Source organism: Microbacterium sp. F01 (genome assembly GCF_056156365.1).
The window spans coordinates 3,808,194-3,820,456 of record NZ_CM149592.1; the positions used below are offsets into that span (position 1 = coordinate 3,808,194).

The window sequence follows — 12,263 nt, forward strand, 5'->3', positions numbered from 1 at the left end:
ACTCGCACCCACGCAACGAGAAAACCCCCGGATGACCGGGGGTTTTTCTGCGGAGACGGAGGGATTTGAACCACGCCGAGCGACGTCCGCCTCGATCCCGCTCGATCTGTTGTCGGCCGATTTCCGCGTGATCATGCGGCTTGCGTAGGCGCGGAAGCCGATCTGCTTCGCTCCGGATCCACGCCGTTCCGGATCAGCCGTGGGCATCACGTGGGCACGGAGTCGTGACATACCGCCCCCAGAACAGCCACGCTGGGCAACTAGTTGCACAGCGTGTCTTGAAATCACCGTACAACACGGCGAAAGCGCTCTCCCGTCGCGTACATTTGCAGTTGTGAGCACCTCGAACCGCAGTGGCGCGACGCGCGGTCCCGAGCCTGTCGGGCGGGCGAACCTCGCTGATGTCGCGCGGTTGGCCGGCGTCTCGACCGCGACGGCCTCCCGGGTGCTCGCGGGTCGTGGGACCGGCAAGGCGGCCAGCCATGCCCGAGTGCTCGCGGCCGCGGACGAACTCGGCTACGTGGTGAACGGGCTTGCGCGGTCGATGATGGGGGTCGGACGGCGCAGCATCGCGTTCGTGTCGAGCCAGATGGTGGGCCCGACGTTTGCCGCGATGGCCTCCGGCGCTGAGAGTGTCGTCACCACCCACGGCCATCTGTTCATGATGTGCACCACCCACGGCGACCCGGCGGTCGAGGCCGAACTCATCGACTCGCTCAGCGAACAGCGGGCCGCGGCCGTGCTGATGGTGGGCTCGACGCCCACCGATGACGTCTTCACGGACCGCGCGGCCTCCTACGCCGACAAGCTCGCTCGCGTCGGCGCGCGGCTGATCGTCTGCGGCCGCCCCGCTGTCGAGGGGCTGCCGGAGATCGCGAGCATCGACTACGACCACGTCGGCGGCATCGAAGCCGCGGTGGCGCACCTCGTCAGCCTCGGCCACCGCCGCATCGCTTATGTCGGCGAGACGGACCGGATGACCACTTCGCAGCAGCGCTACCTCGGTTATCGATCCGCGCTCGAGCGGGCCGGACTCGAACTCGATGAGTCACTCGTGATGCACACCGACAACTTCACGGAGCAGGCGGAGGAGATCCTGCACCTCTTCCGTGCCGAGCATCCCGACGTGACGGCGTACGTGTGCCAGACCGACATGATCGCCGTCGGAGTTTCGGGCGCCCTCCGCGCCGAGGGAGTGCGGTTGCCCGACGACGTCTCGGTCGTCGGGTTCGACGACATGCCGCTCGCGGGGTACCTGACGCCGGCGCTGTCGACCGTGCACGCGCCGTTCCACGAGGTCGGCGTACTCGCCGGCCGGATCGCTGTCGGCGACGTGCCGTACGAGTCGCCGATCGTGCTGCCGAGCGAATTCATCGCCCGCGACTCCTCGGGGCCTCTTCGCGCGAAGTAGCCGCGGCGGGTCGGATCAGCGCGTAAACACGTCCAGCTTGTGGAAGAAGTCCTCGAACATGAGGCGCGTGTCGACGCGCGTCATCACCCTGATCCGTCGCGTGTCAGAGCGGGGCTCGGCGTAGTGGCCACGCTCGTCGATCGATGGCGCTGGTCGCCACCGCCAGCCCGACGATGACGCGTCAGGTCCGTAGAAGGACTGCAGCGCGGTCACGAGCACGAGCGGGTTGTCGCCGAGGCAGTAGGTCTCGCCGTCCAGGGTGCCGCGGCCGTGAAAGTCGCGGACGCGGTCGATCGCATCCGAGAGGTGACGCCCGAGCTCGCCGCGGTCGCGCACCCGCGTGTCGAGTTCGGCGATCGAGACCAGGCACTGCCGGTAGGCGTCGCGCGGCACCTGCCAGAACGGGATGCGGGAGGCGAAGATCTCGTGCGCAGCCACCGGGTCGATCGCGAGGTTGTACTCGACGGGCAGGGTCACGGCCGCCGGGTCGTCGTAGGCATGGCCGCCGATCCAGACGAGGGTGAGCCTGTCGGCGATGTGCGGCGCCACCCGCAGTGCCGCAGCGATGTCGGGGAGTCCCCCGCCCGCCGCGTAGTACAGCGGCAGGTCGGTGTCGTCGCGCAGCGCCTCGCTGACGATGGCGTCAACCGCCGCGTGGAGTCCGACCCCGCGGCATCCAGTGCCGCATCGCTGCCTGCCACCACCGGGGTGCCGGCATTCATCCGCCCGAGAAGGTCGCGAGCGATCGAAGCGGCGTTCTGGGCCTGGCGGTCGCTGGGGTCCATCGGGTCGCCCGGTGACAGGTGCGACGCGATGACAAGCGGGATCTGAACACTGGGCGACAGCACATGATGGACGAGCTGGAACAGGTCGTCGGGATCGCCGGAGAAGTCGTTGTCGACGATCACCCGGACACGCGGTCGTGGGCGTCGAGTCATGCCTGCGCTCGCAACGATGTGCTCAGGACGTCCGCAGTCCAGTCTCGGCCGTCGAGGTCTTCGGCGCGCACGCCGAAGAACATCCCGGTGAAGCGGAGTCGGGGGCCGTGGTCGTCCGACAGCGTCCAGGCCGGATACTCGCCGTCGACAGCGTTCCACTCCCCCGTCGTCGTCGCCCACGCGAAGGTGAGGGTGGACCCATCGAGGTCGGCGCGCAGACGCAATGGCCCGTCCGGAACCGGCACCGCGGCCGAGCGCGTCGTGCGAGCCCCATCGCGCGCCACGATCCGGATGCTGCGTCCCGCCGCTTCGTCCCAGGACTGTTGCATCCAGATCCAGCCCTGACGGTCGTACCAGGCGATGATTCCGGCCGCCTCGCGTGTGGTGCGGGGTGCGGCGTCGATCACCGCCTCAAAGGTGGTGCGGTGCTCCTGCACGCGTGTGAGGAGCATCGACTGCTCGAACACCGACGCTGTCGAGTGGCCTCCCCGCAGGCGCAGGGCGCCGGGGCGCGCGCGCAGGTCGAAGACGTCGGGGGCGGGTGCGACGCGCAGGGTCGACCAGCGGCGGCTGTCGACCCGTTCGCCGGCGAAGTCCTCGATCCACGAGCCGCCGTCGTCGGACGGTGCCGAGTCCTTCGCAGGCATCGGGGTGGTCGCGACCTCGACGTCGAGCGCCGCGTGGTGGCCTCCGTCGCGCAGGCGCAGCCAGCCGTTCTCGAAGGCCACGGCCTGGATCGAGGTCTCGCGACCCAGGGTGCAGTACCGCTCGCCGAGGTGCAGGGCGGGTCGGCTGGCGAGGTGTGCCAGCATCCATTCGCCGTCTGGTGTCTGCACGAGTTCACCGTGCCCGGCCTTCTGCAGCGGGGCGCCGGGGGCATCGCGACCGGTGAGCATCGCAGGCAGCGCGTCGCGCTCGTAAGGCCCAGTGAGGGTACGGGATCGGGCGGTGGTGATGCTGTGATTCCAGCCGGTGCCACCTGACGCGATCGTCAGCACGTACTCGTCGCCGATGCGGTACAGGTTCGGTCCTTCGACGAGGACGTCCTCCTGGTAGATCACCGTCGCCTCGCCCGAGACGCGCTGTTCGTCGGGAAGGTACTGCTCGATCACGAGCCCGCTGAACGAGGGGTGCTCCGGCCGGTGGTCCCACTGCACGCCGACGATCCAGTGGGTGCCGTCGATGTCGTGGAAGAACGAGAAGTCGAATCCGCGCGACCCGAGGTGGACCGGTGCCGACCAGGGGCCGGTGATGCTGTCCGCGGTGACGAGGTAGTTGTCGATGTCCTTGTCGTCGCCGTCCATGGTCCGCACGATCGAGTACGCGAGCCAGAACCTCCCGTCCGCGTGGCTTAGGCTCGGCGCCCAGACCCCACCGGAGTCGGGGACGCCGCGCAGGTCGAATCCCTCGGCGAGGGCGTGCCCCAGCACGGTCCAGTTCACGAGGTCGCGCGAATGATGGATCCGGACGGCAGGGTGATACTCGAACGTGCTCGTGGCGAGGTAGTAGTCCTCGCCGACGCGAACGATCGACGGGTCGGGGTTGAACCCCCGCAGTACGGGGTTGTGAATCGTCGCCATGCGGCGGGCCTCACTCAGGGTGTGATCGGATGCTGGAATTCCCGACCTGTGACGAGTCGCTCGACCTCGTCGGTGGCGGTGGCGCCGAGCCGACGCAGTTCGCTTCCCGTCGAACCTGCCAGGTGCGGCGTCAGGAACACGTTCGGCAGCGTGTACAGGGGGTGCCCGGCCGGAAGCACGTCCGGGTAGGTCACGTCGAGGATCGCCCGGAGTCGTCCTGACTGGAGCTCGTCGACGAGGGCATCCTGGTCTACCAGTCGGCCGCGCGCGGTGTTGATCACCGTCGCCGCGTCGGGAAGTGCGGCCAGCACGTCGCGCGAGATCATGCCACGCAGCTCGGGGATGTCGGGGGTGTGGATCGACAGGATGCTGCTGCGCCGCGCGAGCTCGACCAAGTCGCCCACGATCTCGACCCCGAGCGCGGCGGCGCGATCCGCGGTGAGGTACGGGTCGTAGACGAGCACGTCGACGTCATAGTTCTCGAGCATCTCGATGGTCATCGATCCGATGCTGGAGGCGCCGACGATGCCGATCGTCGAGCGGTAGAGGCCTGTGTGAGACAGCTCCGCCTCGCGGTCGATGAACCGCTGCTCGGCTCCGTACCGCCGCGAGACCCAGAACGCCTCTTTCGCGGCGAGGACGATCATCGCGACGGTGAACTGAGCGACGGGGATCGCGTTCACGGCACGCGCGGACGAGACCGCGATCCCGCGTTCGTTCGCGGATGAGTCGAGGAAGCCCACGCCTCCGCCCCAGTGCACGACCGCCCGCAGCGACGGCAGCGTGTCGAGATCGGCGGGACCGATGTCGGGGGTGCCCCAGCCAGTGACGAGCAGTTCCGTGCGCGCGCGCTCCTCTTCGGACAAAGCGTCGAGCGATGTGATGATCCGATCGGTGTCGACATCGAGCATGTCGCGCAGCTTCGCGAGGTCGTCCTCTGTGAAGACGAGGTCCCGGGCATCCGAAGCCATCACCATCACGGCCTTCATCAGATCGCCTTTCTCGTTGCGGTAGTCGTGTGCACGACCGCCGGGCTGGGTGTCGACGCGAAGCACGCGCGCCGCTGTCCCGGGCGCGGTTCGCAGCAGAAGCCCGTACCGGGTGCTGACCGCGGACCAGTCGGCCGGCGCGGCGGGGAACAGGAATGACGCCTCGCCGAACACGCCGGGAATAAGCACCTCGCCAACTTCGGCACCGCGGTCCCAGACGAAGATCAGGTCGCCGTCGGAGGTGTGCAGACCGAGGCAGATCACCTCGTCGTCCCACCCCGGAAGGCCCAGCGGCCAGAACGGGGTGGTCTCGGCCAACCCGGCGCGAAGGTCCTTGTACAGCGCGGTCGCCTCCGTCACCAGCGCCCACTGCGATGGCCGCAGCCGTCCGAGGAACCCCGAGAGGTAGAGACGCCCACTGAGCCCGGTCACGAGGGTGAACGCCGTCTCGGCATCGGTCATGTCCGCCGCCGGATACGCCCAGTTCCCGCACTGCTCAGGCAGGATCGAGGCGGGAGCCGACGCTGCGACAGGCGGGTAGCGGAGGAAGTCCTGCTGGTCGGTGGTGGACTGCAGGTGCGTCACGGCGAGGAGTCCGTAGTCGGCGCGCATCGCACCGGAGCTGCAGTTCTCCAGCAGCAGCCCCGGGTGGCGGTCCTGAACGGCGACCAGCCAGTCGCGGTAGGCCCGCACGTGCCCGAGCAGGCCTGCGCCGACACCCGCCGCATCCGATTCGGTTCCCGCGCCGGGATTGATGTTGTAGTCCAGCTTCAGGTACGAGATGCCGTACTCGGCCACCAGGTGATCGACGGTGGCATCGAGGTGTGCGCGGGCGGCAGGATGCCGGAAGTCGAGGTGGAAGCGCTCGTGCTCCTGCACGCGCACGCCGAACCGCGTGAAGAAAGCTTCATCGGGGAGCGTCGCCGCCGCGGGACTGCGCACCCCGACGACCTCGGGCTCGAGCCAGAGCCCCGACCGCAGGCCGCGTCGGTGGATCTCATCGATCACGCCCCGCAATCCGGCGGCATCGAATCGGGTGGAGGCCTCGCGCCACTCGCCGACGGTCGACCACCAGTCCCCGATCTCGGGATCGGCGAACCAGCCGGCGTCGATGCAGAACACCTCAGCGCCCGCCTCGGCGGCCGCTGCGATCAGTGGGAGCAGCTTCTCGGTCGAGGGCTGACCCATCAGGGTGTTCATGAAGTCGTTGTAGACGATCGGCACGCCCTCGGCCGCGGCATCCGGTCGCAGCGTGCGACGGTACGGCGTGAGCGCCGCGAGGGCGCCGTCGCGACCCGCGGCCGAGACCGTCAGCGCGACGGGCACCGCATCGAACCACTCACCGGGGCCGAGCGCCTGCGCGAACTGGTGCTCGAGGTCGGTCGGGCCGAGCAGGGTGAGCACGGCGCCGTCCGCGCCCTGGCTGATGTCGACGTGCCAGCCGGCGCTCGATTCGATCTGCCATGCGATCGCCGCGCCGGTGGTGGTGTCGGCGAGAGCCCCGACCGGCAGCAGCTCGCCGGTGGACCAGGCGCCGTGACTCGTCCACGAGCCGTGGCCACGGCCATCCTGACCGTGGATGGGAAGGGAGAGGTCCGGGACGCTGTCACGCAGCGGCGCGTCGACCCATCGGTTCTCGGCGAGCCATTCGCTGCGGGCGGTCGAGACGACGATGCGGTCGAGGTCGGCCTCGGAGCGTGCGATGCCGATAGTCGCGGAACCGACCGCGGTGAGGATGACCGACTTGGCGGAAGTGTTCTGGACGCGGGTCTCGAAGCGGATGCTGTCTTCCGTCGGAGCGGTCAGCCGGGTGGTCGCTACTAGACCGGTCACGGGGTCGAGCTGGGTGACGGTGAGGCCGTCGCCGTCCTGCTCGACCGCGCCGACGCGCAGCCGCTCGCCGACCGCCGAGCGGTAGTACGCCTGACTGGTCCGAGCACGCTGCTCGGCCGCGGTGAAGATCTCGACGAGCGCGACGGCGCGACGACCGACGAACACCGAACCCGAGACTCGAAGGGAGGCGGGGCGGTCGTCGTCCCACTCCAGCGTGAACCCGCCGATCACGGCTGCGCGGGATGCAGCCGCATCGACATCCGGGATCTCGACCGCATCGAGGGTGTTCGTCATCGGGTGGCCACCACCCGGTCGAAGCCCAGAGCCCGGTTGCAGATCCGCACCGCCACGGCCGCGGCGGCGGGCGCGAAGACCCACGCCACCGCGCCGACGACGGGAAGCATCGTGACGGCTCCCGCGAGGCTCACCAGCAGCAGCCAGGCGAGCGCGACGTGGGGGCGCCTCGCGATTCCGCCGACAGCAGCGGTGAGCAGCGCGATCGGCGACATCCGCTCGCGCGATGCGGCGACGGAGGAGATTGCGATCGCGAGGGTCACCACGACTGCGGACGCGCCGACGGCCATGAGGAACACGATGTCTTCGTGACCGAACAGGGCGAGGTCGTAGCCGATCAGCAGCGCGGCGACGACGACGCCGACAGCCGCCCACGTCATGATGCGGAACGCCGAAGTGAAGCCCGCCCAGAACCGACGACCAGCGCGGCCCCTCGCGCCCTCCGCCCGAAGCACCTCGGCCGCGAGCAGCAGACCGTGCACGGCGGGGAACACGGGAAGCAGCGACAGCGCGCCGAGCCCGATCGCCAGGTGCGTCGCCTGCCAGCCCACGAGGGCTTGGAACGCGAGCACCGGCGAGAGGCAGGCGATGAACGAGACCGAGACGGTGAAGTACTGGAAGGTCGCCAGCAGCATGGTCGCGACCGGCCCGTCGTAGGCGAGCAGGCGCTGCATCCGCGACGGCGGGCGCCGCGTTGCGAGACGTGCGGTGGTCATCCCTTCACCGCCCCGACCGACATGCCCTTGATGAAGTAGCGCTGGAACGCCGCGAAGATCGCGATCGACGGGACGATCGCGAGGATCGCACCGGTGTAGATGAGCTGCCACTGCGAGGTGAGCAGTCCCACCATCCGGTTGATCGCGACGTTGATCGTGCCGGCCGACGACGAGTCGAGGAACACCAGCGGGATGAAGAAGTCGTTCCACAGGCCGAGCGCCTGGATGATGACGAATGCGCTCGTCACAGGCAGCAGCATGGGGAAGACGATCGACCAGAAGGTGCGGAATCGGCCGGCGCCGTCGACGTGCGCGGCTTCCTCGACGTCGATGGGGATGCCCTTGATGAAGCTGCAGTACAGCAGGATGCCGAAGCTCGCCGCCCCGCCCAGGTGCACCAGGATGACCGCGGTGAGGGTGCTGTAGAGGCCGACCTCGTTGAAGCCCTTCACGAGCGGGATCATGCGCACCTGGAACGGGATCATGAGTCCGGCGATGAACAGGATGTAGAGGAAGCGCCCCCACGAGCCGCCGATGCGCTCGATGCCCCACGCTGCCATCGGCACGATCGCGACCAGCAGCACCACCGTGCCGACCGTGATGATGAGCGTGTTCAGCAGGGCCTCGGCGTAATCGGTCTGCTCGAACAGCGCGACGTAGTTGTCGAAGGTGAAGCTGGTCGGAAGCCCCATCGGGTCGATGGTGATCTCGGCGTAGCTGCGGAAGGACTGCAGAAGGGCATAGATCACGGGGAACGCGACGATGAGGACCAGGATCGAGAGGATGACCATGACGACGACTTCGCCGATGGTCCACTTCTTCTTCTCTTTGGGCGTCTTCTGACGGCGCGCCTTCGGGAGGACGTTGAGGCGGGTGGCGTCCGAGGTGCTCATGCCTGGATCTCCCTCTTGCGCATGTAGGCGTTCGCGCCCACGGTGCTGACGATGACGACGAGGAACAGCACGACGGCGGCTGCCGAGCCGAACCCGGCGCGGTATTCGCCGAAGCCGACCTTGTAGATGAAGAACGCCATGGTCTCGCTGACGAAACCGGGGCCACCCGAGGTGAGCACCATGACCTGGTCGAAGATGACCCAGCCCGCGATCATCGCGAGGGTCATGTTGACGGTGACGGCGCCGGCGATCATGGGCCAGGTGACGTTCCAGAAGGACTGCCAGCCGTTCGCGCCGTCGATCTTGGAGGCCTCGAGCAGTTCCTGCGGCACGGACTGCAGGTTGGCGAGGTAGATGAGGGTGGTGTTGCCGCCGAGGGTGAAGCAGGTGATGAAGAGGATCACCCAGACGACGATGCTGCTGTCGCCGAGCCAGTCGCGGGCCCACTCGGGCAGCCCGAGATCGCGCAGCACGTTGTTGACCATGCCGAAGTTGTAGTTGAGGAGGTACTTCCAGATCGTCGCCATGATGAACGCGCTGACGAGGGCCGGCAGATACACGGCAGTGCGGAAGAACCCCTGCCCGTGGTTCAGCCGGTCCAGGAGGAGGGCGACGATGAGGGCGATGACGTTGATGATGATGGCCGATCCGAGGCCCAGGATCAGGGTGTTCTTCACCGCGTTCCAGAACCGGCCGCTGGTGAGGATGTCTTGGTAATTCTGGAAGCCGATGTAGTCGTAGCCGTCGCTGATGCCGTCCCAGTTCGTGAAGCTCAGCTGCACGGACTGGATCGAGGGGACGATCACCATCAGGAGGTAGATCGCGAGCGCGGGAGCGACGAACCCGAACAGCACCAGCTTCCCGCGATGGGCTGCGGTGAACCGCCGCGCCTTCGGGGGCGCCGCGGTCTCGGGCGCGAGATCATCATCCGGAATGCCGTCGAGGGGACGCTTCCCGGTCAGCAGCGTCGTCGCGGCAACGATGCCGCCACTGCCTTCTTGTGAGCTCTGATCGCTCATGTCGTCCTCCTTCGGACCGAACTGTGGATCTGCCGGGTGGGGAGCCACACCCCCACCCGGCAGTGGTCTTACTTGGCGGCTGCGACCTGGGTCTCGAGCTCGGTCTGCGTCTTGGCGATCGTCTCGTCGATCGTGGTCTGGCCGTCCTGCATCTCGATGCGGGCCTGGCGGAAGAACGTGTTCAGAGCGCTGAAGGTCGAGAACTCGGGTGCGTTCTCGTACCAGACCAGGTTCGGGTTCTCGAGCAGACCGAAGTAGTCGGCGGCACCGGGGATCGAGTCGTTCTGCACGACCTCGTCCGACTTGACGATGTTCGGCGACAGCCAGCCGTTCTCCTGCATCAGGTTCGCGGCATCGACCGAGTAGAAGTACTCGAGGAACTCGATCGACGACGCATACTCGTCCTCGTCCTCGGCGGCCTGTGAGGAGATCGCGAGGCCACCGGCGGTGTCACCGACGGGGCTGTTCTTCAGGACGTACATGTTGCCGTCCTCGGCCGGGACGATGAACATGCCCGCGTTGAAATCGGGGTCGACCTTGCTGATGTCCATCAGCCGGCCGAGGCCGGCCGACGAGGTCGCCATGACCGCCTGGTCGTTGACGAGCAGCGTGGTCGTCTGTGCGTCCGCGGTGGACTGCCAGCCGTCGAGGACGAAGTTGTCGACGATGTACTGCAGCTTCTCCAGCGGCTCGCGCAGATCCTCGACGGACGCGTCACCGGCCGCCGCGGTGTTCCAGTAGCCACCGTCCTCGGAGTACTCCGCGAATGTCGATGCGGCCAGCGACTTCCACAGCTGGTCGGCCGGCCAGATCTCGGCGGCGGCGGTCGCGAGCGGAACGTCGCCGTTCGCCTTGATGTCCTCGAGCAGTTCCACGAACTCGTCGTACGTCTCGGGCACTTCGAGGTCGTTCTCCTCGAAGTAGTCCTTGTTGTAGACGATGTTGATGCCGAGCTCGCCGTTGAGCGCGCTGTAGGGCGTGGTGTAGACGTTGCCGTCTGCGGCAGCGGCGTACGCGTCGGATTCGAGCAGGTCGGTGACCTCGGACGGGATAGGGGCGAGCTTGCCCGCGGTGACGTAGGTCAGGGTGTCGCGCATGTCGACGATCGCCGGCCAGTTGCCGGTCGCGTCCACCGTCTTCAGCGCGGTCGGGTAGTCGGTGCCGGCGGGAAGCGGGTCGAGCTCGACCGTCGTGGTGTCGCTCTGCTCGTTGAACGCCGTCACGAGAGCGTCCACGGTGCTGTTCCAGGTCTCGTCACCTGTGGCGTAGAGGAAACGGATCTCCGTCTTCTCTGCAGCCGCGTCGCTTCCTTCGGAGGCAGTGCAGCCGGCGAGAACGAGCGCCGACACAGCCGCCCCTGCGGCCACGATTGCGATGCGGCCTGCTGCCTTACGCGTCGTTGCGATTGTCATGTCATCTCCCTTGATTTTCGGCCGGATCAGGTCCGCCGCTCGAAGCATAACTCCGGAGGAAGGCGTTTTCCAGAGATTTTTGCAACTAGTTGCATTACAGTTTGATCTCGACGGGCGGTTTCCGCAAGTCCAGTGCCGAACTTGATGTGCGCCGGAGCCGAGGTTCGCTCCATGAGAGGTGAAAGGACCACCCCATGACACAGCTCGACCCCACGGCTGCCTCGGCGGCGATCACGCCGGGGACCCCCTTCATCGACGACCGTGGCCGCGTCGCGCAGTTGCACGGCGTCGGCATCCAGCGCATCGACGACCGGTGGTGGGCCTGGGGCGAGGACAAGTCTGCGGGCTCGACCTTCACCGCCGTCGCGGTGTACTCGTCCGCCGATCTCGCTGCCTGGCGATTCGAGGGCAACGCGATCGAAGCCGGCACCGGCGACCTCGCTCGCCACCGCATCGTCGAACGACCGAAGGCGCTGCGACGCCCCGACGGACGCTGGGTGCTCTATCTCCACATCGACAGCACGGACTACGCCGATGCCCGCGTCGGCTACGCGATAGCCGACTCCCCCGCCGGACCATACAAGTACCTCGGCAGCGAACGACCGCTGTCGAATCTCAGTCGCGACATCGGTGTCTACGCCGAAGGCGACGTGGCGTATCTGCTGTCAGAGGACCGCGACAACGGCCTGCACATCTACCGCTTGAACGCGGAGTGGACCGGCGCGGAGTCGATCGTCGCGACGCCGTCGCAACAGGCGCGACCCGAGCTCGGGTACGAGTCCCCTGCGCTCGTGAAGCACGACGGCCTGTACTACCTGTTCGGCTCGGATCTCACAGGCTGGTCCATGAACGACAACAAGTACGCCACGGCGGCCGACCTCCGCGGGCCATGGTCCGGCTGGCAAGAGTTCGCCCCTCCCGGAAGCCGCACGTTCGAGTCTCAGGTGAGCGCGGTGGTTGCGCTGGACGGCGACCGGTTCCTCTACGTCGGGGACCGTTGGCTGCCCGACGATCTCGCAAACTCTCCGGCGGTCTGGCTCCCACTCCGACTATCGGCCGGATCCGCCGTACTCGAGTGGACCGAGTCCTGGCGACCGCTCGAGAGCCGATTCAACCCAGGCGATGACGCCGCCCATGGCCGCCGCTAACGACGAGATGCAAACGACGAAGAGAGGGAA

General features: G+C 67.6%; 8 protein-coding genes and 1 pseudogene. 2 read left to right on the top strand and 7 right to left on the bottom strand.

Features of this window, described 5'->3' with window-relative positions; all coding sequences use genetic code 11:
- The first annotated feature begins 334 nt into the window (after positions 1-334).
- Positions 335-1,411: a LacI family DNA-binding transcriptional regulator gene (locus ACVN90_RS17600; protein ID WP_475099494.1), complete on the top strand. Its 1,077-nt coding sequence runs from the start codon at positions 335-337 to the stop codon at positions 1,409-1,411.
- A 15-nt stretch (positions 1,412-1,426) separates the two neighbouring features.
- Here ACVN90_RS17600 and ACVN90_RS17605 read toward each other — a convergent pair.
- The 7 genes and pseudogenes from ACVN90_RS17605 to ACVN90_RS17635 form a co-directional block, all read right to left on the bottom strand.
- Positions 1,427-2,053: pseudogene (locus ACVN90_RS17605) on the bottom strand (nucleoside hydrolase); the annotation flags it as partial.
- Between the two features lie 292 nt (positions 2,054-2,345).
- Positions 2,346-3,929, bottom strand: a complete 1,584-nt coding sequence (locus ACVN90_RS17610) for a glycoside hydrolase family 43 protein (RefSeq protein WP_475099495.1) — start codon at positions 3,927-3,929, stop codon at positions 2,346-2,348.
- A 14-nt stretch (positions 3,930-3,943) separates the two neighbouring features.
- Positions 3,944-7,045, bottom strand: a complete 3,102-nt coding sequence (locus tag ACVN90_RS17615) for an NAD(P)-dependent oxidoreductase (RefSeq protein ID WP_475099496.1) — start codon at positions 7,043-7,045, stop codon at positions 3,944-3,946.
- Entirely contained in the window at positions 7,042-7,761 is a 720-nt protein-coding gene (locus ACVN90_RS17620; RefSeq protein WP_475099497.1) for a hypothetical protein, read from the bottom strand. Before ACVN90_RS17620 ends, ACVN90_RS17615 begins: the two co-directional genes overlap by 4 nt.
- Complete coding sequence (locus tag ACVN90_RS17625; protein ID WP_475099498.1) at positions 7,758-8,654, bottom strand: carbohydrate ABC transporter permease; 897 nt, start codon at positions 8,652-8,654, stop codon at positions 7,758-7,760. The genes ACVN90_RS17620 and ACVN90_RS17625 overlap by 4 nt, the downstream gene beginning before the upstream one ends.
- On the bottom strand, positions 8,651-9,673 hold the full coding sequence (locus tag ACVN90_RS17630) for a carbohydrate ABC transporter permease (protein WP_475099499.1): 1,023 nt from the start codon (positions 9,671-9,673) through the stop codon (positions 8,651-8,653). Before ACVN90_RS17630 ends, ACVN90_RS17625 begins: the two co-directional genes overlap by 4 nt.
- Positions 9,674-9,741: 68 nt before the next feature.
- Positions 9,742-11,085 carry an ABC transporter substrate-binding protein gene (locus ACVN90_RS17635; protein ID WP_475099500.1) on the bottom strand — a complete coding sequence of 448 codons (1,344 nt, stop codon included), beginning with the start codon at positions 11,083-11,085 and terminating at the stop codon, positions 9,742-9,744.
- A gap of 194 nt (positions 11,086-11,279) precedes the next feature.
- On the opposite strand from ACVN90_RS17635, the gene ACVN90_RS17640 reads away from it, so the two are divergent.
- Positions 11,280-12,233 carry a family 43 glycosylhydrolase gene (locus tag ACVN90_RS17640; RefSeq protein ID WP_475099501.1) on the top strand — a complete coding sequence of 318 codons (954 nt, stop codon included), beginning with the start codon at positions 11,280-11,282 and terminating at the stop codon, positions 12,231-12,233.
- The last annotated feature ends 30 nt before the right edge of the window (positions 12,234-12,263 follow it).